This window comes from Paenibacillus pinisoli (genome assembly GCF_003605435.1).
GTDB classification, from domain to species: Bacteria; Bacillota; Bacilli; order Paenibacillales; family Paenibacillaceae; genus Pristimantibacillus; species Pristimantibacillus pinisoli.
On record NZ_QXQB01000002.1, the window covers coordinates 43,838 to 66,262 of the forward strand.

The window sequence follows — 22,425 nt, forward strand, 5'->3', positions numbered from 1 at the left end:
TGGTCATTAGAAGTCGACAAACAAAAAAGACCCTTTCTGCGTGAGAAAAGGTCGTGTACTCTGCAAGAGCCGTCCGCCTCTCTCATCTCTCAGAAACAATGTGTTTCCGCAAGAATTAGCACCGTGCATAAATGCCGGTTGCCGGGCTTCATCGGGCCAGTCCCTCCGCCTGCTCTTGATAAGAAAGTAGTCTATTCAGTTGTTTCTTTTCCAATTAAGACTACTTTAATCCATTCTGCCCTTCCCGTCAAGAACTCCGCCGCATATACTGTGAAACCGACCTCCACCCAAGCCATTTTCCCCTTGAATGTTCTGCCATTGCGGGAGTATACTAAACAAGGATTGGGACATTCATTCGACATTAAAAGGAGTGTATGAGGACATGGAAGGTGATCGACCGAAGCCCGAAACCAACCGTATAAGGCTGCTGTCGGTTCAGCCAACAATAAGCCGCCCCTCCATCCGTCCTGCATGCACGCTCTTGTGGAACGGATAACGGGCCGACGGCTCTGTTTTTGGTTCCAGCCGGCAGTCTCCTGTAAGACGAGAGAGGAGAACTGCGTATGAAAATCAGATACGTGAACAATGGAAAATTTACTATGGTGGAAGACATCGATACGACGCGGACAGCGCCCGAAGACGGCTTCTACTGGATCGATGCGGATGTAGAGGACTTGGAAGTGCTGCAGCCCATCTTCGGCATGCATGATCTTGCTGTGGAGGACTGCCTCAATGATGAGGAGCAGCGCCCCAAAATGGAGATTTACGAAAATCATTATTTTATCGTAATCGACAGCATTCGTTTTGATAATGAAGATATCTTTTTGCGCTCGCTCAATATCTTTCTGGGCCCCCATTATATCATTACAGTTACGAAGCAAAAAATTAACGAGCTCCGCACCCTAAAGCCTATTCTATGGGAGCAAGAGGTCAATCGCCCGGATCAGTTTCTGTATTATCTGGTCGACCTTGTCGTGGACAATTATTTCCTGGTAGGCGACCGGATCGACAGCCGGATCGAGACGCTTGAAGAAGACATTCTGATGCATACCAAGAAGTCGCATCTGAATGAGATCATTGGCCTGCGCGGCGAGATCCTTTGGGTGAAGAAGGTGCTTGGCCCGCAGCGCGAGGTTATCTTTACCCTCAATAAGAAAGAGCTTAGGCTGATTGACGATCAGCTGCAGAAGTATTTCCGCGACGTCTATGAGAATGCGATCAAAGTATCGGAGTCCTTCGACACGTATCGCGATCTGATGGGCAACCTTCGCGAAGCCTATCAGTCCAGCCTTTCGAGCCGCGCCAACGAAATCATGCGCGTGTTCACGGCCATCACAACCATATTCATGCCACTCACCTTTATTACGGGCATCTACGGCATGAACTTTGACGACATTCCGGGTCTCCATTTCAAGCTTGGAGCCTATGTTCTGCTCGGCATCATGATTGTGCTGGGATTCAGCATGTTTATTATTTTCCGCAAGAAGGAATGGCTCTGAAGCCATTCCTTTTTTTGCTGCTTACTTTTCGTTATAATAGCAATATGCCCAGTGAACGTCGGAAGGGGGAATACTGGACATGAATATGAGCCAGTTGGAAACACTGCTCACCATTTCCAAGACAATGAGCTTCCGCAAGGCAGGCGAGCTTCTTAATTTGACGCAGCCAGCCGTGTCGGCCCAGATCAAAAGCTTGGAGGATGAGTTCAAGACTGTCTTAATCGACCGGAACCAGCCCGTTACCCTTACGGAGCATGGACAGGTCTTCCTGGAGCATGCAGAGCGCATGCTAGCCATTGTCGAAGAGCTTAAGCAGAAGCTCAACGATCTGAATCATACGCCGCAAGGCCATATTGTGCTTGGCACGACCTCATCGATCGCCATTCAAATCCTGCCAAGGGTACTGTCATACTTCCAGAATCAATACCCGCTGATCAAGACAACGATACATACTATGCCATCATCCCAAGTTATGACCTGCGTCGAGAATGGTTCCGTTGACGTTGGCATAACCTATCTATCGGAGAAAAATCCGAACATTGCCTCATCCGCTCTATATTACGATACGTTCGAGCTTGTCGTCTCCCCGGAGAATCCGCTCAGCAGCCTTACGCATACGACCGTTGACAAGCTGAAGGACGTCCCCATGATTATGCTGGCGCCGGATACGCTTGGAAGGCGTTATGTGGATGCCATGTTCAAGAAGTACAACATCCAGCCCAATATCGTCATGGAGCTGTCAAGCAGCGAGGAAGTGAAACGGATGGTCGAGATCGACCTGGGCGCCGCCATCGTCTCCAAGCTGTCTATTCCGACAGAGCTCAAGCATGGCACGCTCAAGATTATTAAAGTCAATGAGCTGGAAGCAACCCACCCTGTAGGTGTCGTCTACAAATCGGGCCGTTATCTCAATACGGCGATGCAGCAATTTCTAAGCGATCTGAAAGGCATGCCAGAGCATTCATTCATCAGCAGCGAGTAGGAGGGTTCATCTTGAAATTCGATCTACATACACATCACGTCAGATGCGGACATGCGGACGGCACGATTGAGGATTATATTCTAGCCGGTATTGACGCCGGGCTCAGCGTGATCGGCATATCCGACCACTCCCCTTATTTCTTCCATCAGGAGGATCAGCCTTGGCCCGGCATTGCGATGGCGAGAAGCGACTTTGCCAATTATGTGAATGAAGTGCTCCGGCTGAAAGAAAAGTACGCTGGGCGCATTGAAGTGCTCCTTGGCATGGAATCGGACTACTTCGCCGATCATGCCGAGGCGTACAGGGAAGCCTACAAGGGTGTTCCATTCGATTATTTGATCGGCTCCGTCCATCAGGTAAGCGGCGTCAGCATTTTCAACCGGAACCGGTGGAAGAACCTGGATGAAGCCGCCCATATTAATGAGAAGAAAAGCTATTACGAGCTGATCAAGCGGTCCGCCCAAAGCGGCATGTTCGATATATTGGGACATATCGATGCGATGAAGGGGTACTACCCGGCATTTTCGGATATTCCCGCCCATGAGTATATTGATGTTACGCTCCGCACCATTGCAGATTGCGGCGTGTCCATTGAGATCAACACATCAGGCAGCACGAAGGATGTCGGGGGCTGGTATCCGTCCGACGCCATTCTGGAGCGGGCGCTGCACTTCGGCGTTGACGTCACCTTCGGATCGGACGCCCATATGCCTGGCCGTGTCGGGGATGAATGGGAGCTTGTCGCGAAGCGTCTAAAGGAAATCGGCTTTAAGCACTGGGTATTCTATCGTCAGCGGAAGCAAGTGGTTGTACCGCTGTAGCCGAATTGGGGAGGGATGCGTATGCGTCCCTCCCCTTCTATGTGAAGCAGATGCGGCTTACGGACAAAAAAAGGGGGCCTGCACGCCGCAGGCCCAAATTGGTTATATAAAAGGGGGTCTTGTTTATTATAATAGCCCAACCATATGTTAGGGCGATAACAGGACTATTTCATTTGTGTAACAAATTCGGGAGCGTGAATTTCAATGTGGTTAGTAATCGCCATCGGCAGCGCCGTCCTGTTCGGACTGGCAGGCTGGTGGATGAAAGTATCGCAAATGCGCGGAGGCTCAACCCGCATGCTGCTGCTTGCCCTCTACACAGCCGGCACAGCAGGCTTCGGCATTCATGCGGCGGTGGAGGGCAGCATTGGCGCCATAGCGGATCTCAGAGTCTGGGCCGCCGGAATCGTCATAGGTGCTGGCTCCGCCTGGGGCAATGCCTTGTTCATGAAGGCGCTGGAGCATGGTCCCGCCAGCCTGACATCCCCTTTGACGAATTTGAATATAGTCTTGGTCGTAGCGATGGCTACGCTCTGGTACCATGAGCCCCTTAGCTTGCCGCAAGGGACCGGCGTAGTCCTGCTTCTGTTATCGGTCATGCTGATCGCCTATAAGCGCAAGGAACCCCTCACGATCAAAGAGAAGCGCTGGTTTCTGCTAGTTGGGCTGGCCATCCTCATGTTCACTCTGCGCAACGGCGGGCTGAAAGTGACGGACGAGCTCGGCTTGCCCAGCGCGCCGGTCTTATTCATTGCTTATGCCTTGTCCATCGCCTGGTTCCTTATTCCGTCAAGCGAGACGATTACGCCCGCATCGAAGCGCATCGGATTCAGGCTTGGCCTTGCTGCCGGCCTCTTCTCCTACGGCGGCCTTCAGCTCTATGCGATTGCCATCTCGACGGGCCAAGCGAATCTGGCCGCTCCGATCTTCGCTACCAACAGCCTTGTCGTGGCTGTCGGCTCTATTCTTCTATATAAGGAGAGGCTTACCTTGCAGCAATGGGCGGCTTTCCTCTTTATGCTGGCTGGACTCATCGTGATAAAGTTGTAAATATTATGCAATTATATTGCAACTTTTATGGGATTCCTAACGTTAGAGTATAGATTGGCCCATAGGGATGAACGATCTAACCATTTTGGTAAAAAGTAGTTGACTGCCTGCGCATTAGCCTTGCTGAAGCCTATATTGCCTGGCACACTTACTTTTCGTTCGTACATATGCTACAATAGAACTATGAAAAGAGGGGTGATTCTGTTGGATTATTCGACAATGTGCCCGAGGTATGAAGCTGCGGCTGATCTATTAGGCAAAAAATGGACAGGTAGAATCATTCGAGTTTTATTAGGCGGACCAAAGCGGTTTAAAGATATTAAGGAACAAATTCCGGAGATGAGCGACAAAATGCTTACAGACCGGATGAAAGAACTCGAAACGCTCGGCATCGTCAACCGTCAGGTGTATCCAGAGATGCCCGTTCGGATTGAGTACGAGCTTACGCCTAAGGGCAGAGATCTGCAGCCAGTCATCGAGTCCATTCAGGCATGGGGCGAGACTTGGATGTAAGGAATAAGAAAACCGCCATTGCTGGCGGTTTTTTTATTTGTTCTATACCTCCCGCGCGAACTCGCCGTCTTAGAACGGAAAGAACAACGGCAGCAGGGCGACCATCGCTACCCCCAGCAGCAGCTGGACAGGCAAGCCGACCTTCACATAGTCCATAAAGGTGTAGCGGCCCGCGGACATCACCAGCGCGTTCGGCGGCGTCGAGAACGGCACCGCAAAACAGATGCTGGAAGCAAGCGCAACGGCGAACAGGAACGGCACTGGATTGACGCCAAGCTGCACAGCGGCTGCAAGCGCGATCGGCGCAAACAAGACGGCGCATGCCGTATTGCTGATGAACAGCGTCAAGGTCGATGTGGCAAAGTAGATGCCGGCCAGCAGCGCAATCGGACCGGCGCTGCCCAGGCTATCCACAAGGCCTTGAGAGATTAAGCTCGCAGCGCCTGTCTTCTCGATGGCCACCGACATCGGGATCATGCCGCCAATAAGGACGACGCTCTCCCAATTGACTGTCTTGTACGCAGCATCCATATTACGGAGGCATCCCGTTACGACCATCAGCACCGCGGCGATCATAACGGATATGACGGCCGGGAACAGGTCCGCGATCATAAGCGCCACCATCAAGGCCATAATGCCGCCTGCGAGCGGCGCCTTATGGCTGAGCGGCATAGATGCAGCCGTCTCCAGCGGCTGACCGACAACGACGACATCCGCCTGCTCCTTGGACAGAGTGGCGATATTTTTCCACGTTCCTTGCACAAGCAGCGCGTCTCCGCGCCGGATCTTCTCATCCTTAAGCCCATGCAGCACATACTCGCCCTTGCGCTGAATGCCAAGCACGTTGACGCTGTATTGCTCTCGGAAGCCGGAATGCTTGATCAATTGATTGATATGCTTGGAGTTGGGCGGAATAAGCACCTCTGCAATGCCAATCTCGGCAGAAGCATATCCGGCTGTCTCCGCTCCTCCTACCCGTTCCGTCGCCTGGTGATCCAGCAGCGTTAGCCCGCAATCGTTGGCGAAGGCCTCTACTTGCTGGAACGCACCCTTTACATACAGAATATCCTGATCCATGATGACGGTGTCAGGGCCGGCCATCTCACCGTTGATCGTTTTGAAGAACGGATTCTTATGCGACGTCTTCCGTCTCACTTCACTAATATGTATGCCATATTGCTGCAGAACGGACAGCTCCTTAAGCGGCTTCGAGACAATGCTCGACTGGCTGTCTGCCTGTACGCGGTACAGATGGCCGGTAAGGCTGTACCTCTGCGCCAGCAAATGTACGCTTTGGCTGCCGGAGCGGCTCTCGTCCTCGCCGCTGCGCGATTTCAGCAGCCATTTGCTGAACACAATGATCAGCACGGTTCCGAGCGCTAGACATACAAGGCCAATCGGCGTAAAAGAGAAAAATGTCAGCTCTGCAACGCCGTTTTTCGCCAGCGTCTCCCGAATGACCATATTAGGCGGCGTGCCGATCAGTGTCAGCGTGCCGCCGAGGCTGCTGGCGAAGGCGAGCGGCATTAACAATTTGCCGGGGCTGACATTCGCGCTCATCGCAAGGCTGATGACAATCGGCAGCATAACGGCAACCGTTCCGGTATTGCTGACGAAAGCCCCGATAAACGAAGTGGACAGCATAACGGTCACAAGCAGCTTGGTCTCATTCGTGCCGGCCAGCTTCAGCAGCTTGCCGCTAACGATGTTCGCCAGCCCTGTCTGGAATATGCCCCCGCCTACAATGAACAATCCGATCATCATAATTACGACGGAATTCGCAAAGCCGGACAATGCTTCGGCCGGCGAAAGAATATCGAATAATACCAGTATGACCAGAGCGCATATCGCGACTAAGTCCGAACGCACTTTGCCGCTTACAAACAGGGCTGCGGCCGCTGCCAATACGGTCAAGGTCACTATCATATCCAACTGCAAATCGACTCCCTCCTGATGCTCTCGCGCTATTTCGCTCTATTCTATACGATTATACAGGAGGTTAAGATTCATAGAGTGACTTTTTTGGCACAATATTGGAATCGTTTCCACTAAGAAGTCGTATACAGATCCTTCATCAGCTCGCGGTTTTTCTTGTCGAACAATTCGTTATGCGAGGATACGACGCCCCAACCTCTCGCGTCAGGAGCAATGTACTGCTTGGCTTTGTTGACCGCGTTGCCCGCATCGTTGAATGCGCCCGCGATCAGATGCAGCTTGCCCTCGTGGTACAGAATGTCGCCGACAGCGTACAGCCCCTCTACCGAAGTCTCGCTCGTCGGCTTGCCTTTCACGCAATATTCGTCTTCCATCTCGATTTTCAGCTCGCTCTTCTGCAGCAGCTCCTTGTCGCGCTCGTAGCCGTGGTTGATGACAACCTCATCGACGCTCAGCACGATCTCCTCGCCGTCCGTGCTGCGCTTTAGCACCACATTGTCTATTCTCTCATAGCCAGGCTCCGAGACCAGCTTCTCGATTGTCGTATTAAGCAGACATTCTACCGAGCTGTTCATCAAACGTGTTACTTCCGCCTCATGGCCGCTTAGCATCTCCTTGCGGTAGGTCAAATAAACCTTCTTCGCAATCTGCTCCAGCTCATTGGCCCAATCGACCGCCGTATTGCCGCCGCCAGAGATGAGCACCGTTTTCCCTTTGAAGCGCGCAAGCGACTTGACCGTATAATGCAGATTGGACAGCTCGTATTTCTCCGCGCCTTCAACCTCCAGCTTTGTCGGCTTCAGGATGCCTCCTCCCACCGCCAGAATGACTGTTTTGGAATAATGGGTTTCGCCTGTATGAGTGGACACTACAAAATGTCCTTCTTCATCCTTCGCAATCGACGTCACCTTCTGCCCCAGCACAACCTCCGGGTCGAAGGTGAGCCCTTGCGCCACGGTCTGCTCGATCAATTGGGCGCCTGTAACCGGTGTCAGTCCGCCGACATCCCAAATCATTTTCTCCGGATAGACATGCACCTTGCCCCCGAGAAACGTCTGGAATTCAATAATTTTTGTTTTCATTTCACGCAAGCCGCTATAGAAAGCGGAATACAGCCCCGCAGGGCCGCCTCCGATAATCGTTACATCATATAGTTCTTTGTTCTCCATTTCTCTCATCTCCCGCTTTTGTTATGGATGGATCAAGCGATGCACCAATCAGCTTCTGGTGCGGGCAAGCAAATACAAGAAATAAGGGGCGCCGATTACGGCGACGACAATGCCCGTCGGAATCTCCGACGGCTGCAGGATCCAGCGGCCGATCGTATCGGCGACAATGACCAGCAATGCGCCGGCCAGTGCAGACGCCGGAAGCAGCAGCTGATGCTTCGGCCCTACCAGCCGCCGCGCCAGATGCGGCCCAATCAGCCCGACAAACCCGATGCCGCCGCTGACGGCTACGGATGCCCCGGCAAGCCCTACAGCTGCGATCAGCAGCTTCATACGCTCCCCCTTCACCGATGTGCCTAGACCGGAAGCAATCTGATCGCCAAGGCTTAGCACGTTCATCACACGCGCCTTATAGAATACATACGGCAGCAGCACGAGGATCCAAGGCAGTAGAGCAAGCACAAACTTCCAGTTGGAGCCCCAGATGCTGCCTGCCATCCAGGTCGCCAGAAACTGATATTTGTTCGGATCCAGCCGCAGCGTCAGCACAATCATCGCGGCGCTAATGCCCGCCGCTACGGCAATACCTGTCAGGATCAGCCGCGTCGGCGATATCCCTTCATGCCGCTTGTAAGCCAGCGCATAGATCAATGCTGCGGTCGCGCCCGCCCCGATCAAGGCAAGCACAGGCAGCAGAAATACAGGCGCTGCTGCCGTCGTCGGGTAGAACGAGATGAACAGCATGACCATAAGCCCCGCTCCCGCATTGATGCCGAGAATGCCGGGATCGGCGAGCGCATTGCGCGATATGCCTTGCATAATGCAGCCGGACACAGCGAGTCCCGCGCCGATCAGCAGCGAGATTACAATACGCGGCAGCCGGAATTGGTAGAGAATAAGCGACTGCTTCTCTGTCCCCATGCCGAACAGCGTCTTCAGCACATCAAGCGGCAAGAGCCGGATGTATCCGGTATTCATGCTGATGATGAATGCAGTAATGATGAGTACAGCCAAAATCGCCATAACGACAAGGCCTCTCCGCAGCCTGTTGTCGCTGGCGGATAATACGTCTGCCTCCCGCATTACAGCTCCCTCCTTTCTTTCCTTGCCAAATACAGAAAGAACGGAACGCCAATTAGCGCAATAAGAGCTCCTACCGGCGTCTCGTATGGAGGATTAATCATTCGCGCCGCCAAGTCTGCCAGCATGACAAGCAGGCTGCCCAGCACGGCCGAACAAGGAATAATCCAGCGGTAGTCAACTCCGACAAGGTACCGCGTCAGATGCGGAATAATAAGGCCGACAAACCCGACTGCGCCGACAACGGACACTGCGGAGCCTGCAAGGACCAGCACGATAATCGTGCCCGCTAGCTTGACCAGACGGGTCCGCTGTCCCAGTCCCGCGGCAATCTCCTCGCCTAGCGTCAGCAGCGTAATCGATCTCGACAGCATCATCGCGGCGAGAATCGCAAGGCCTACCCATGGCGCCATAATCTCAAGCTGGTTCCACTTCGTGCCCGCTACGCCGCCCGCATACCAGAAGGCCATATCTTGGCCGATGCGGAAGTATAGGGCGATACCTTCGCTCAGCGCCGCCAGCAGCGCGCTGACTGCTGCGCCAGCCAGCACCAAGCGGACGGGGCTCAGCCCGCCCTTGGCGAATGAACCGACGCCGAATACAAGACCGGCGCCGACACCTGCTCCAATGAAAGAATACATAATGATATACATAAATGGCATGCCTGGGAAAAACGCAAAGCATATGGCAAGCGCAAAGCCCGCGCCGGCATTCAAGCCCAATAAGCCGGAATCCGCCATCGGATTGCGCGTCATGCCTTGCATCAATGCCCCCGCTACGGCAAAGCTCGCGCCTACCATTGCGCCGCCAAGCACACGCGGCAGACGCAGCTCCTGAATAATCTGATGCGGCGTAAGCGTGGGGTCAAAAGCAAATATCGCCTGCCATACAGTTATAAATTCTATATCAGCGGCTCCGAACGATACGGACACCGCCATTCCCAGCACTAAGGCAATTGTGCCGCCAATCAAGATCAGTGACGCGGCTAAGGGACGCGACCGCAGCCGCGTCCTTTCTTCGCCGATATCATCCTTATTTATTTGTTCAGTCAAGTCCGACATACCCATACTCCTCATTTGTCTAGATCGCGATGTCTATCATCCCTTTATCGTTCGATCCCCGTAATAGCTTGATGCTACATTCCGAATTGGGCTCTATGCAGACGGCTGTAGACGCCTTCTTTCGCAATCAGCTCCTCATGCTTCCCTTGCTCGGCAACTCCCTGATCCGCTACGACGATGATGCGGTCCGCGTTTTTGACTGTGGCAAGACGATGCGCGATGACAAGCGTCGTGCGTCCCTGCGACAGCTCTGACAGAGCCAATTGGATCGCGGCTTCCGTCTCTGTATCCAGCGCCGAAGTCGCTTCGTCAAGAATCAGGATAGGCGGATTTTTGAGGAACATGCGGGAGATCGACAGCCGCTGCTTTTGTCCTCCTGACAGCTTCACGCCGCGTTCGCCGACAAAGGTGTCAAGGCCGTCCGGAAGCGACTTGATCATCTCCTCCAGCTGTGCCCGCCTTGCAGCTTCCCATATCTCCTCATCGCTTGCGCCCAGCTTGCCATAAGCGATATTCTCGCGTATGGTGCCATCGAAGAGGAACACGTCCTGCTGGACAATGCCAATCTGCGAACGCAACGATTCAAGCGTCATGCTGCGGACATCCATGCCGTCAATTGTGACCGATCCGCCATCGACATCATAGAACCGCGGCAGCAGCGAGCACAGCGTACTCTTGCCGGCGCCCGACGGTCCCACAAGCGCAGCCGTCTCTCCGGCACGAATCGTCAGGTTCACGCCCTGCAGCACCTTGTCCTTGCCTTCGTAGCCGAACGTTACATCGTTGAAGCGAATTTCGCCGTTCAGATGATTCACACGGCGGGCATTCGGCGCATCATCGACGTCCGGCTCCGTCTCCAAGAGCTCCAGATACCGCTTGAAGCCCGCAATCCCTTTCGGATACGTCTCAATGACAGAGTTAATCTGCCGGATTGGTCCCAAGAACACGTTGGACAACATCACAAAGGCAATGAATTGGCCGTTCGTCATCCGTCCTTCAATGACAAACCAAGTGCCGCATACAAGCACGAACAGCGATACCAGCTTCATCAGAATAAAGCTGAGCGAAGAGTTCCATGCCATAATCCGATAAGTGAGCAGCTTCGTCAGACGGAACCGTTCATTGTTTTGGGCAAAACGGTTGATCTCATGCTCCTCGTTAGCGAATGCTTGCACAACGCGAATTCCGCTTACGTTGTTCTCTACCCTTGCGTTATAGTCGGCAATGTCCGAGAACATCCTTTTGAAAGCAGCCGACATTTTCTTGCTGAAATACATGGACAAATAAATCATGATCGGCACGATGATAAAGGTCAGCACCGCAAGCTGCCAGTTAATGCCCAGCATAATGCCGAAGGCGCCTGTCAGCGTCATAAGGGCGATGAACAGATCCTCCGGGCCGTGGTGGGCAATCTCGCCGATATCCATCAGATCGTTGGTCATCCGGGAGACAAGATGCCCGGTTTTGTTATTGTCGAAGAAGCGGAAAGACAGCTTCTGAACCCGGTCGAACAACTTCTTCCGCATATCCGACTCAATGTTAATGCCAAGCTTATGCCCCCAGTACGTCACAACATAATGCAGGGCGGAGCTGACAATATAGATCCCGAGCAAGCCAAGACATGCATACAGGATCCATATCCAATTGCCGCTCGGCAGCAGATCGTCAATCACGCGGTTAACAGCGAGCGGGAATGCCAGCTCCAGCAAGGCAGCTAATATCGCACAAGAAAAGTCCAAGATGAACAGGCCCTTATAAGGGCGGTAATATTCGAAAAAGCGACGTAACATGACTACCTCCACCGACATCTATAATCATTCAAAAAGGCTTCCCCGTCCTAAGCGAGCTTCATCGCTCTTTACTTCAATCCGGCCAGCCAGCCGGCAAGCTCCTCAGTCTGGGACAATACAGCAATCGGATCATAATACCAGGAATGCTCTTCCTTCCACACATATATCCGTTCGTTCTTCACCGCTTCAAGCGTGCCCCATATCGGGTCGCCCTTCACATCCTCCACGCTGCGATCGTTGGAGGTCAGAATGATATAATCGCCGGCATATTGCGGCAGCGCTTCATTCGTCAAGCTGGCCCATTGCTTCTCCATAATTTCCGCGGCGATTCCCGCCGGCGGCTTGAAGCCGAGCGCTTGATAGACGGCTTGTCCGCCTCTGCCGAAGTTATCTCCGTATGTGTATATGGAATTATCGGTCCACTCGATAATCGAGAAGGTAGCTCCCTCCGGTACCGCTTGATGAGCCTTCTCCCTTGCAGCGGTAATCCGTCGGTCGTAGTCCTCCAGCCAAGCCTTCGCTTCATTCTCCTTGCCAAGAAGCTCTCCGAAATACGTTAGCTCCTCATGCGCGTTTTTCAATTCCCCATATGGAATAGAAAGCGTTGGCGCGATTTTGGACAACTGCTGGTATCTGGCATCATCCGCAGCTGCGCCTGTAATGATCAAGTCAGGCTGCAGGTCAATTACCTTCTCGAGTGAGCCATTCACATCGCCTATATCTTCGACGCCATTAAGGAAATCAGCTAGATAAGGGTTTTCCCAATGTAGGCCTGGTGTTCCGATAGGCGTAACACCAAGGACAATTAAGCTGCCCAAATACTGATCGGCCACAATACGCTTCGGATTAGCTGGAATTTGTATTTCCTTGCCGCCGGAGACGACCGTTCGAGTTTCCTTATCCGCAGTACTCGTTTGTGGATTGCCGCTGGAAGCATTCTCCGTTACATTCGGGGATGTTCCTGTTCCATTGCCCGTATTGGAAGCGACATTCCCGCCGGAGCATGCGCTCAGCACCAAGGTGAGGCACAGCAAAAGCGTTGCCGCGGTTGTAGATGAAAACGATTTGTACATTGAAATATCCCCTCTGCTCTGATTTTGATAACAATTATCATTATCAGTATGATCTCGTTTCCTCTCTCCGGCAACGGAGGATCTTAGGATTGCAGATGGACTTTTTGCGGATTGATCGATTCTAACTTGTACCTTTCGGTAATGCAGCGGGGAAACCCCATACATCTTCTTGAATATGCGGCCAAAATAATACGGATCGCCATAACCCACATACGATGCGATTTCGCGTATGCTTGCTTCCGTATCGGCAAGCAGGGAAGCTGCCTTCTCCATCCGGATTCGAAGCAAATAATCAATCGGGCTGTATCCCGTGGCCTTCTTGAACACATCTGATAGATGGGCGGCGCTATAATTGAATGAAGCGGCAAGCGAGTCTAGCGATATCGGATCGGCGTAATGCTTCTCCATATACCGCAGTGCCCGTGTTGCAAGATCCGGCTCTGCCCTCGCATTGCCCTTGCGGTGCAGCTGCTGCAGGATCATACCTGCAAGCTCGTAGAACATCGACTTGACCTGGAACCTCTCGAACGGGCCTGCAATCTCCCACTCTCGGCGCATCGCCTCTACAATTCGGAACAAGGATAGCGGATCATCCGGCATCAGCTGATACGCCACCGTGAACGGATTGGAGCGGGCCAGCAGCTCCGCCAAATCCTGGCGGGAAGGCAGCGGAAGGGCCGCCTTGTAATAAATCAAGTCACACTCCCACTGCTCCACGTGGGGGCGAATATCCATAACCGAGCCTTTGCCGCCATGCAGCACATGGAATGGACGGAGCGGGTAATCCGTACCGTTCAGCGTCACAACAGCCCCGCCTCTCACCGCAAACAGGAACATGCTCGCGGGAAGCTGATAAGCGCGCAGCTCCTCCCCTTCCCGCATGACCATATGCCTGATGTCCAGCACTCTGATCGAGGCATGGTTCCATAATGCTAGATGCTCGTGTTCAACCATGATCTTTAACACCTTTCAACCTTCCTCTTGTATGTGCGGCTCATCGTGCGGACGTCGGAAGGCTAAAGCTGTCGGTATCCCATAGACGAGGCAGCGAAATTATTTCAGCTTCTTCCATTCCTGCAGCATATCGGCCACCTTCTGCACCTGGGCCTTAATTGCAATTGGATCATAGGGCCAGAAATAGTCGCCATCCAGGTCGAACACCCGGTTCTGCTTCACCGCATCCAGCGTATTCCAGACAGACCCTTCCCGATCGAGCAGCCCTTCCTGCGGAGAATCCAGGAATATGTAGTCCCCTGCAAATTCCGGAACGAGCTCGAACGATACCTTCTCCAGATCTTTGCCAGCCTCGATCATCTCCTGCACCCGCGGCGGCGGCGTCAGCTCCAGATGGGAATAGACCGCTTGAACTCCCCGCCATACCCCCGAAGCATAAATGTACAGCCCTTTATCGAAGCCGCCCATTACCGTCACGGTCTCATCCTTGCCGATAATGCCTTCAATTTGCGCTTTGGCAGCCTTTACCGTCTCATTGAAGTCAGCAACCCAAGCCTCCGCTTCTTCTTCCTTGCCAAGCAGCTTCCCGAATTCGCGAATTTCATCCCGCGCGTCCTTGAACGTATCGTAGGTATACACCACGGTTGGCGCTATCTTGGATAGCTGCTCATAAATCTGCTTATCATTGCTAAGCGTCACGATCAAATCCGGCTGCAGCGACAAGATCTTCTCGATGCTGCTGCTGTCAATTGTGCCGATGTCTTCAATCCCGTCTACCAGCCCTTGCACATGCGGGCTTTCAATATCCCAGAACGGCGCGCCTACCGGCTTGACGCCAAGCGCCAATAATGTAGCCATGTAACCTTGCGCAACTACACGCTTCGGCTCAGCGGGAATTTCAAGATCGCCATTTACGGTTTTTACAATACGCGTCGCCGGACTGGACTCAGAAGACTCATTGTCGCTCCCATTAGACGGCGCTGTGCTTCCCCCGCTTCCGCAAGCGCTTAAAATGATATTAAGTGCCGTGAACAAACTGATAAATCCAACATATCGTTTTGCCTTCTGCATATTTCTCTACCCCTCTGAAATGGACTCGATGTGATCACATCACCAATAATGAGAATCATTATCGGTTACGGTCCTAATCATAGCAGTAGTAGAACTGGCAGTCTATTTCAAGAAGTTGCCTCTTTGTTATGCCTTAATGTTGGATTCTATGTCCCGACAACAGAAGCTCCACTTGCTTCTCCAGCTGTCTCTCCAGCGACAGCCCCTCACAGCTCCAGCATTCCTCCAGCCTGAGCGGGTAGATGCGGTTATGCTTTGCGGCGGGCAAGCTGCGCCATATCTCATCCTCCCGAAGCTTGCGGTTAAGCTCTTCTTCATAATCCGGGCTGTCGCATATGACGACAAACATATGATCAGCCGCATACTCCGGGAGCTGGGCATCCGATATATAAATCGGCTTGTCGGGCAGCAGTACTTCTTCCTGTATCCGCTCCGGCGGGGGCAGGTCCAGCATATCGTACAGATTGTAGGCTCCTCGAAGCCTGCGATTCCAGATCCCGATTACACTGCTCTCTTATTTCATATAAGGCAACCGTCTCATTCGGCTTGATATGTTCGGCGAGCCGCAGCCTGGCATACCTAACCTTGGCCAAGTAACGCTGAATCCATTGCTCCGCTGCGCCTTCCTTGCCCAACAGCCTGCCCAGCAGCCTGACCTCCTCGAGCGGGTCCAGCTTAGCCCAATCCAGGGTGACGACAGGCGCCATCTCCTCCAGCCGCTTCATTTTGTCCGGCGTATAATAGAAGTAGGTAGGCGCAAGGATCAGATCCACGCCAAGCGACTTGAGCTCATCTGCGCTATGCTGCTCGCTTACGATATGGACGTCTCTCAGCTCGTCCTTGAGCAGCAGCGAGTGGTGCAGGATAATGGCGTCCGTCGCTGTCGGCTGCACGCCTAGCGCCAAGAGATGGCCGACAAACTGGAAGGCCGCGATGCGCCGCGGCTTGGGCTGGCAGCGGAACTGCCCTGGCGTCATGCCGGTTACAGCTTTGAACTTCCGGCTCAAATACAAGCCGCTCTTGTACCCGACGCCAAGCGCAATCTCATGCAGCGTCTGATCAGACGCAAGCAGCCGCTCCTTGGCTTTGCCAATCCGAAGGCGGTTCACATATTCAGAGAATCCCCAGCCTGTTCGCTTGCGGAAGAGCGTGGAGAAGTAGGATTCATTGAAGCCGGCCATCCCTGCAAGCTGAGCCCGGGCAATCGGCTGGTCATAATGCTCATGAACATACGCGATCGATTCATCAATCAGCTTGTCGTAATGATTGTCTTCCTTGCCGCCGCCGTCGCCGGAGAATACGAAATCGAGCAGCTCCTCCAGCATATACCGCTTATTCCGTCCGCTGTACTTGCCCGCTGCCGCTTCCTCTGTCAATTGTCGAAGCAGCGAATATGCCCGCTGCGACAAATTAGGCGACACCCAGCCGCTCTCCGGCAGGATTGACCAATCGGCATGATAGAGCAAGCGGTTGCCGCTCTCCTCCATCAGCCGGTAAGACTCGAAGGCGATATGATGAATCCTGGCATTCGATGCGCCGCTGGCTTGAAGCTTAACCTGCTGCCACGGCCTCAGAAGCATCATAGCCCCGTTCTGCAGCGTCACTGTTCGTCTGCCCAGTCTGACCTTCACTCCGCCTTCCGCTGCAATGAAGGACGGAAATTCTACTTGCAGCGTTGAAGCCTGCCGCTGCACTTGAAGCCGGCTTGCCGACTTTAATGTAAAGATGGATGCATCCATGTCATGACATGCCTCCCATAAAACTCAATCATACGACTATCATTATAGTGATAAAGATTATCAATATCAATATACTTTTTTTGAAGCTTTATTATAAAAAATCCATTGCAAGCGATGGAAACATACTTCTGCGGCCGCTTAAGATCACGTCTGCCCATTCCCTGCCGATCCCGCCGCATCCTTGTTCATGACTGTAGCAGATGTGTTTGAAAATGATAATTATTATCATATTTAGAGAAAAAAAGACCGCTCCTCTCCAACGGAGAACGGAGCGATCCATGACATGACTTAAATCAAGCCAACCTAGCCTAACTTGCAAGGCAGATGCATGCAAAACTTAATAATTAAAGCCTATAAGGCCATGCAATATCAATTAATAGCCGCGCCATACAACGGATGGTCCCATCCAATTGCTTGGCAGTGTAATGACATATTTATAAGTGCCTGCAGGCTGGTTGCCCAGATATACAGTGCCTGTCCGCATTCCATTATCATAAGGATATCCGCCCTCTACGCTGCCGTAACCAACAAACACATCGCCGGAAGCTGTAACGCGATATACAGAGGCATACATCCATCCGGAAATATGCGAGTCATAAGCTGTATATTCCAAGGCAAGATTGCCGCCCGAATGATATACCGCTCCTGTCTCTGTACGGGTCGTGCTTGCGGAAGCGCTAGTAGCGAATGTCAAAAGCATAACCAAAACCATAAGTCCAAGGCTCAATTTTCTAATATTCATCTTATTTCCTCCTCAAAGTGTATTAATAGCGAATAAAAGTATAACGTATGCTAAGTCCAGGATGCTGTGATGTAAGCAATGGCTCGTCCATGAACCACCCCCTCAACAGAATTAGGCAGGCTTAATCCAAGCTATCGTCAAAACATATGGGTAAGATGATAAGATGGTAAGAATGAAATTGAGAAGCAGTAAGGAAGAATGAGGCGTAAGGAGCAAGTCAGAAGGATGAACGCGGTACAATTTTAATGGTATTGTATCACCTGTCCCATTCATTGACAATCATTTCTAGTTCATTTCTACGAACATTTCATCTTCATGAGTCCTAATTGAAATAATATTTTACTGCCTAATGGAGAGCAGTTCAAAGAATGGATGGTTGACAGAAAGCCCCTGTTTTGATTATGATTGATAATAATTATCAGTATCAATAACAGCACATTTATCATAAAAAAAAGCCCCCAAGCGGCTTGCGCTTGAGAGCTCCTCATCCCCGTGCGATTGTAATCGCATAGAGCTAATTAAATTACATGCCAAGCCATTTCTTGAACAGGTGCTTCGTAGTATCCTTGTTCATCGCCGCAATGGAAGTCGTAAGCGGAATGCCCTTCGGACAGGAGCGCACGCAGTTCTGCGAGTTGCCGCAGCCTTCGATGCCGCCGTCGGTCATAAGCGCATCCAGACGCTCTTCCTTGTTCATCTCGCCCGTCGGGTGAGCGTTGAACAGGCGAACCTGGGAGATCGCAGCCGGGCCGATAAAGCTGTTGCGGTCGTTGACGTTCGGGCAGGACTCCAGGCAGACGCCGCAAGTCATGCACTTGGACAGCTCGTATGCCCATTGGCGCTTTGTCTCAGCCATACGCGGGCCAGGGCCCAGATCGTATGTGCCGTCGATCGGAATCCACGCTTTCACTTTCTTCAAAGCGTTGAACATGCGCTCACGGTTGATAACAAGGTCGCGGACTACAGGGAACGTACGCATCGGCTCAAGGCGGATCGGCTGTTCCAGCTGGTCGACCAGCGCGCTGCACGCCTGGCGGGGCTTGCCGTTAATGACCATGGAGCATGCGCCGCATACTTCTTCCAGACAGTTGGATTCCCAGCATACCGGCGAAGTCTTGGAGCCGCTCGACGTAACAGGGTTACGCTGAATTTCCATCAGGCCGCTGATGACGTTCATGTTCGGGCGGTATGGCAGCTCGAACTCTTCCGTATACGGCTTGGATTCAGGCGTATCCTGGCGAGAGATGATAAACTTAACGGTTTTCGATGCGACAGTCGTTTGAGCCATGATTATTCTCCTTTCTTCTTATCAGTGGAGTAATCGCGCTTACGCGGAGCAATCAGGCTGACGTCGATGTCCTCGTAAGAGATTTTTGGTCCATCCGGCGTCCAGTCGGCAATCGTCGACTTCATGAACTGATCGTCGTCGCGCTCTGGGAAGTCCGGCTTGTAGTGCGCGCCGCGGCTTTCATTACGCATCAGGGCGCCCAGCGTCATCGCCTCGGACAGCTCAAGCATGTTCCACAATTGGCGGGTGAAGGCAACGCCTGCGTTGTTCCACTTCGCTGTATCGTTGATGTTGATGTTGCGGTAACGCTGCTTCAGTTCCTTGATCTTGCCGATTGTAGCTTCCAGCTTGTCGTTGAAGCGAACGACTGTCATGTTGTTCGTCATCCACTCGCCAAGCTCTTTATGGATGACATAAGCATTCTCAGTGCCGTCCATAGCCTGAATGCTGTTGTATTTGTCGGTATGCGACTTCGTCGCGCGGTCGAATACGGAGGAGGATACATCTTCAGCCGATTTCTTCAGGCCTTTGATATACTCTACCGCTTTCGGTCCAGCTACCATGCCGCCGTAGATAGCGGACAGCAGGGAGTTTGCGCCAAGGCGGTTCGCGCCGTGGTATTGATACTCGCATTCGCCGGCAGCGAAGAGGCCGGGGATGTTCGTCATTTGGTTGTAGTCAACCCACATGCCGCCCATCGAGTAGTGAACCGCAGGGAAGATCTTCATCGGAATTTTCCGCGGATCGTCGCCCATGAATTTCTCGTAGATCTCGATAATGCCGCCGAGCTTAACGTCCAGCTCCTTCGGATCCTTATGGGACAGATCGAGGTAAACCATGTTCTCGCCGTTGATGCCGAGCTTCTGGTCTACGCAGACGGAGAAGATTTCGCGAGTTGCGATATCGCGCGGTACGAGGTTGCCGTACGCCGGATATTTCTCCTCAAGGAAGTACCAAGGCTTGCCGTCCTTGTAAGTCCAGATGCGTCCGCCTTCGCCGCGCGCGGATTCGGACATGAGACGAAGCTTGTCGTCGCCCGGAATCGCTGTCGGGTGAATCTGGATGAACTCGCCGTTGGCGTACTTAACGCCTTGCTGGTATACAGCGCTTGCTGCAGTGCCTGTATTGATGACGGAGTTTGTTGTTTTGCCGAAAATAATGCCAGGACCGCCGGATGCCAGAATAACCGCATCTGCGCGAACCGTATGAACTTCCATCGAGCGAAGGTCTTGAGCCGATACGCCGCGGCATACGCCGTCGTCGTCCATCACTGCGCCAAGGAACTCCCAGTGCTCGAATTTGTTAACCAGACCTGCTGCTTCCCAGCGGCGGACTTGCTCGTCCAATGCGTACAGAAGCTGCTGGCCCGTTGTAGCGCCCGCGAATGCGGTACGGTGATGCTTGGTGCCGCCGAAGCGGCGGAAGTCCAGAAGTCCTTCCGATGTACGGCTGAACATAACGCCCATGCGGTCCATCAAGTGGATGATGCCTGGAGCCGCTTCGCACATCGCTTTGACTGGAGGCTGGTTCGCCAGGAAGTCGCCGCCATAGACAGTATCGTCAAAGTGCTCCCATGGAGAGTCGCCTTCGCCTTTTGTATTAACAGCGCCGTTGATGCCGCCTTGCGCGCACACGGAGTGGGAACGCTTGACCGGCACAAGGGAGAACAGGTCGACATGAACGCCCGCTTCCGCTGCTTTGATTGTCGCCATAAGGCCGGCCAGGCCGCCGCCGACGACGATAATTTTATTTTTTGCCATTACGCTTCGCTCCTTGTCTTCAAAACTATCCGATATTCGCCGTAGTCAACGCGACGCTTGCAGCTTCCTTGAACTGGTCGCCGCTGAACGCCACCAGAGAAAGAATGAACAGGGCCGATACGATGACGAATACGCCCATGCAAATATAAGAAGAGATACGTTGCGCTTTAGGGCCGACCGTAATGCCCCAGCTGATCAGGAATGCCCACAGGCCGTTGCTGAAGTGGAATACTGCAGCCAGAACGCCGATGACATACAGGACGAACATAACAGGGCTGCTTGCGATCGTATGCATCGTGGAGCCAAGCTCCTCATGCGTGATATTGCCCATGTACACCTGCAGACGCGTCTGGTACACATGCCAGAAAACGAATACAAACGTGATCACGCCTGTAATCCGTTGAGCCGTGAACGCCCAGTTGCGTCCATATTGGAAACGGCCCGTATTGGAGTTCGACTGGTATGCGACGTATAAGCCGTAAATACCGTGAAACAATAGCGGGAGGTAGATGCCGAAGATTTCAAGCAGCGGCAGCAGCGGCAAGCTGTTGATCAGATGCACGCCTTTGTCGAAGCCCTCAGGTCCCCGTTCGAACGCCTGGTAGTTCGTGAGCCCGTGCACAACAATGAACCCGCCCAGCGGGATAATCCCCAGAAGCGAGTGCAGCTTGCGCGAGAAATACGAATTTCCTTTCATTTTTCCTTCTCCTTTCAAGACTGTGAATTGCCCATTCCATAAGTAAAACAAACCATCCTACATTGTAACGCTAGCATGTACCCCCGTCAACAAATGTCGACACATATTTGCCACACTTCCATCCTACTCCTTTTCAGCTTATAATGGAATTGCATATTTTTTATAATTTCTTATAACAAAATGATATAAGGAGCTTATTCCACTATGTATGAGGAGCTTCATGTCTTCACGGTTATCGTCGAACAGTCCAGTATGAACAAAGCATCCGCACTGCTTAACCTGTCTCAGCCCGCCTTGTCCCGCAAGATTGCGAAGCTGGAGGATGACATTGGCGTGGAGCTGTTCAGGCGCGTGGGCAAGCGGCTGGAGCTGACGCGGATCGGTCAATTGACCTATGACTACGCGATTGAACTAAGGCAGCTGCACCGCCAGTACCTGCAGACCGTCTCCGAATTTACGGCGACCGGGCGCTCTTCGCTGACGATTGGCGCAAGCCTCACCACGCTGCAGACGACGCTGCCGGATCTGATTCAGATGCTGACATCCACCCATCCCGAATTCGATATCAAGGCGGTCACAGGCAAGACGCATGAGATCGTCTCCTATGTAAGGGAGCATAAAGTAGATATCGGCATTGTGGCCTCCGGAATTGATGATGCCGCGCTGCGCTGCGTTCCTCTCTTCGATGACCATCTGCTGCTTGTGCTGCCGCGCAGCCATGTCGTCACGGAAAAAGGCATGCTGCACATTGCCGACTTGAACGGCCTGCCGATGATTCTGTTCTCCAAGGGCACCTGGTACCGCATCATGACCGATGAGCTGTTCGATACGTACCGGATCTCGCCGGACGTCCGCATGGAGATCGATTCCTTCGAAGCGATCCTGCGCTTGCTGCATACATGCCGGGCCGGCACGCTGCTGCCAAAGTCCTATATGCGCGAGCAGCTGCTGGAGGATAACGATCTGATCGTCGTACCGATCAAGGAGCTCGCGGAGGCCAAGCGGACGACTTCGCTCATCCATCTGGACCCTGCGGCGCTCAGCCCTTCCGTCCGGCAATGCATCAACGAAATTACAGCGAAGTTCAACTGATATAGTTATTGCCATCTTCTGCCCGCTAAATCCATTGAAACCGTTCGTCTGCACATTCGTTACTACATATTATACAGTCAGTCGAATGGATAATTTAGACAGCATTGTG

The 22,425-nt window shown here is 52.8% G+C and carries 19 protein-coding genes and 1 riboswitch; of the genes, 6 read left to right on the forward strand and 13 right to left on the reverse strand.

All coding sequences use genetic code 11. The annotated features are described in order from the left end of the window. Positions 1 to 79: 79 nt before the first annotated feature. Positions 80 to 185, reverse strand: a riboswitch (SAM riboswitch). A gap of 378 nt (positions 186 to 563) precedes the next feature. From corA to D3P09_RS07690, 5 genes are all read left to right on the forward strand, one after another. Beyond that, positions 564 to 1,499: a magnesium/cobalt transporter CorA gene (gene corA, locus D3P09_RS07670; RefSeq protein ID WP_120108688.1), complete on the forward strand. Its 936-nt coding sequence runs from the start codon at positions 564 to 566 to the stop codon at positions 1,497 to 1,499. A 79-nt stretch (positions 1,500 to 1,578) separates the two neighbouring features. Further along, the gene (locus tag D3P09_RS07675; RefSeq protein WP_120108690.1) at positions 1,579 to 2,481 is read left to right on the forward strand and encodes a LysR family transcriptional regulator; all 903 of its coding nucleotides are present in this window, start codon (positions 1,579 to 1,581) and stop codon (positions 2,479 to 2,481) included. Between the two features lie 11 nt (positions 2,482 to 2,492). Next, positions 2,493 to 3,302 (forward strand): histidinol-phosphatase, encoded by an 810-nt coding sequence (locus D3P09_RS07680; RefSeq protein WP_120108692.1) that lies wholly within the window; start codon positions 2,493 to 2,495, stop codon positions 3,300 to 3,302. A gap of 204 nt (positions 3,303 to 3,506) precedes the next feature. Then, a complete protein-coding gene (locus D3P09_RS07685) occupies positions 3,507 to 4,352 on the forward strand; it encodes a DMT family transporter (protein ID WP_120108694.1) in 846 nt (281 codons plus the stop codon). A 204-nt stretch (positions 4,353 to 4,556) separates the two neighbouring features. Next, positions 4,557 to 4,865, forward strand: coding sequence for a winged helix-turn-helix transcriptional regulator (locus D3P09_RS07690; RefSeq protein WP_119800736.1), 309 nt, complete (start codon positions 4,557 to 4,559; stop codon positions 4,863 to 4,865). A 69-nt stretch (positions 4,866 to 4,934) separates the two neighbouring features. On the opposite strand, the gene D3P09_RS07695 is transcribed toward D3P09_RS07690, so the two are convergent. From D3P09_RS07695 to D3P09_RS07755, 13 genes are all read right to left on the reverse strand, one after another. After that, positions 4,935 to 6,791: an SLC13 family permease gene (locus D3P09_RS07695; protein ID WP_165867426.1), complete on the reverse strand. Its 1,857-nt coding sequence runs from the start codon at positions 6,789 to 6,791 to the stop codon at positions 4,935 to 4,937. A gap of 122 nt (positions 6,792 to 6,913) precedes the next feature. After that, positions 6,914 to 7,969, reverse strand: a complete 1,056-nt coding sequence (locus D3P09_RS07700; protein ID WP_120108698.1) for an NAD(P)/FAD-dependent oxidoreductase — start codon at positions 7,967 to 7,969, stop codon at positions 6,914 to 6,916. A gap of 48 nt (positions 7,970 to 8,017) precedes the next feature. Further along, entirely contained in the window at positions 8,018 to 9,052 is a 1,035-nt protein-coding gene (locus D3P09_RS07705) for a FecCD family ABC transporter permease (RefSeq protein WP_120108700.1), read from the reverse strand. Next, complete coding sequence (locus D3P09_RS07710) at positions 9,052 to 10,110, reverse strand: FecCD family ABC transporter permease (RefSeq protein WP_243643969.1); 1,059 nt, start codon at positions 10,108 to 10,110, stop codon at positions 9,052 to 9,054. Before D3P09_RS07710 ends, D3P09_RS07705 begins: the two co-directional genes overlap by 1 nt. Positions 10,111 to 10,184: 74 nt before the next feature. Then, complete coding sequence (locus tag D3P09_RS07715; protein ID WP_120108704.1) at positions 10,185 to 11,900, reverse strand: ABC transporter ATP-binding protein; 1,716 nt, start codon at positions 11,898 to 11,900, stop codon at positions 10,185 to 10,187. Positions 11,901 to 11,968: 68 nt separating this feature from the next. After that, on the reverse strand, positions 11,969 to 13,927 hold the full coding sequence (locus tag D3P09_RS07720; protein WP_120110583.1) for an AraC family transcriptional regulator: 1,959 nt from the start codon (positions 13,925 to 13,927) through the stop codon (positions 11,969 to 11,971). A 99-nt stretch (positions 13,928 to 14,026) separates the two neighbouring features. After that, on the reverse strand, positions 14,027 to 14,998 hold the full coding sequence (locus D3P09_RS07725; protein ID WP_120108706.1) for an ABC transporter substrate-binding protein: 972 nt from the start codon (positions 14,996 to 14,998) through the stop codon (positions 14,027 to 14,029). Positions 14,999 to 15,131: 133 nt separating this feature from the next. Continuing rightward, the gene (locus D3P09_RS07730; protein WP_120108708.1) at positions 15,132 to 15,347 is read right to left on the reverse strand and encodes a hypothetical protein; all 216 of its coding nucleotides are present in this window, start codon (positions 15,345 to 15,347) and stop codon (positions 15,132 to 15,134) included. Positions 15,348 to 15,351: 4 nt separating this feature from the next. Beyond that, positions 15,352 to 16,737, reverse strand: coding sequence for a helix-turn-helix domain-containing protein (locus tag D3P09_RS07735; RefSeq protein ID WP_120108710.1), 1,386 nt, complete (start codon positions 16,735 to 16,737; stop codon positions 15,352 to 15,354). A gap of 373 nt (positions 16,738 to 17,110) precedes the next feature. Continuing rightward, positions 17,111 to 17,479 carry a hypothetical protein gene (locus D3P09_RS07740; RefSeq protein ID WP_120108712.1) on the reverse strand — a complete coding sequence of 123 codons (369 nt, stop codon included), beginning with the start codon at positions 17,477 to 17,479 and terminating at the stop codon, positions 17,111 to 17,113. 523 nt (positions 17,480 to 18,002) lie between these two features. Beyond that, the gene (gene sdhB / locus D3P09_RS07745) at positions 18,003 to 18,767 is read right to left on the reverse strand and encodes a succinate dehydrogenase iron-sulfur subunit (RefSeq protein WP_120108714.1); all 765 of its coding nucleotides are present in this window, start codon (positions 18,765 to 18,767) and stop codon (positions 18,003 to 18,005) included. Between the two features lie 2 nt (positions 18,768 to 18,769). Beyond that, positions 18,770 to 20,527, reverse strand: coding sequence for a succinate dehydrogenase flavoprotein subunit (gene sdhA, locus D3P09_RS07750; protein ID WP_120108716.1), 1,758 nt, complete (start codon positions 20,525 to 20,527; stop codon positions 18,770 to 18,772). A gap of 25 nt (positions 20,528 to 20,552) precedes the next feature. Continuing rightward, positions 20,553 to 21,224, reverse strand: a complete 672-nt coding sequence (locus D3P09_RS07755; protein ID WP_120108718.1) for a succinate dehydrogenase cytochrome b558 subunit — start codon at positions 21,222 to 21,224, stop codon at positions 20,553 to 20,555. A gap of 204 nt (positions 21,225 to 21,428) precedes the next feature. On the opposite strand from D3P09_RS07755, the gene D3P09_RS07760 reads away from it, so the two are divergent. Then, positions 21,429 to 22,316 carry a LysR family transcriptional regulator gene (locus tag D3P09_RS07760; RefSeq protein WP_120108720.1) on the forward strand — a complete coding sequence of 296 codons (888 nt, stop codon included), beginning with the start codon at positions 21,429 to 21,431 and terminating at the stop codon, positions 22,314 to 22,316. The last annotated feature ends 109 nt before the right edge of the window (positions 22,317 to 22,425 follow it).

Excerpts from the sequence above, each read along its gene's own strand:
- corA (WP_120108688.1), top strand. The coding sequence starts at position 564 with ATGAAAATCAGATACGTGAACAATGGAAAATTTACTATGGTGGAAGAC.
- D3P09_RS07675 (WP_120108690.1), top strand. The coding sequence starts at position 1,579 with ATGAATATGAGCCAGTTGGAAACACTGCTCACCATTTCCAAGACAATG.
- D3P09_RS07685 (WP_120108694.1), top strand. The coding sequence starts at position 3,507 with ATGTGGTTAGTAATCGCCATCGGCAGCGCCGTCCTGTTCGGACTGGCA.
- D3P09_RS07695 (WP_165867426.1), bottom strand. The coding sequence starts at position 6,791 with ATGATAGTGACCTTGACCGTATTGGCAGCGGCCGCAGCCCTGTTTGTA.
- D3P09_RS07700 (WP_120108698.1), bottom strand. The coding sequence starts at position 7,969 with ATGGAGAACAAAGAACTATATGATGTAACGATTATCGGAGGCGGCCCT.
- D3P09_RS07705 (WP_120108700.1), bottom strand. The coding sequence starts at position 9,052 with ATGCGGGAGGCAGACGTATTATCCGCCAGCGACAACAGGCTGCGGAGA.
- D3P09_RS07710 (WP_243643969.1), bottom strand. The coding sequence starts at position 10,110 with ATGTCGGACTTGACTGAACAAATAAATAAGGATGATATCGGCGAAGAA.
- D3P09_RS07715 (WP_120108704.1), bottom strand. The coding sequence starts at position 11,900 with ATGTTACGTCGCTTTTTCGAATATTACCGCCCTTATAAGGGCCTGTTC.
- D3P09_RS07720 (WP_120110583.1), bottom strand. The coding sequence starts at position 13,927 with ATGGTTGAACACGAGCATCTAGCATTATGGAACCATGCCTCGATCAGA.
- D3P09_RS07725 (WP_120108706.1), bottom strand. The coding sequence starts at position 14,998 with ATGCAGAAGGCAAAACGATATGTTGGATTTATCAGTTTGTTCACGGCA.
- D3P09_RS07730 (WP_120108708.1), bottom strand. The coding sequence starts at position 15,347 with ATGTTTGTCGTCATATGCGACAGCCCGGATTATGAAGAAGAGCTTAAC.
- D3P09_RS07735 (WP_120108710.1), bottom strand. The coding sequence starts at position 16,737 with ATGGATGCATCCATCTTTACATTAAAGTCGGCAAGCCGGCTTCAAGTG.
- D3P09_RS07740 (WP_120108712.1), bottom strand. The coding sequence starts at position 17,479 with ATGAATATTAGAAAATTGAGCCTTGGACTTATGGTTTTGGTTATGCTT.
- sdhB (WP_120108714.1), bottom strand. The coding sequence starts at position 18,767 with ATGGCTCAAACGACTGTCGCATCGAAAACCGTTAAGTTTATCATCTCT.
- sdhA (WP_120108716.1), bottom strand. The coding sequence starts at position 20,527 with ATGGCAAAAAATAAAATTATCGTCGTCGGCGGCGGCCTGGCCGGCCTT.
- D3P09_RS07755 (WP_120108718.1), bottom strand. The coding sequence starts at position 21,224 with ATGAAAGGAAATTCGTATTTCTCGCGCAAGCTGCACTCGCTTCTGGGG.
- D3P09_RS07760 (WP_120108720.1), top strand. The coding sequence starts at position 21,429 with ATGTATGAGGAGCTTCATGTCTTCACGGTTATCGTCGAACAGTCCAGT.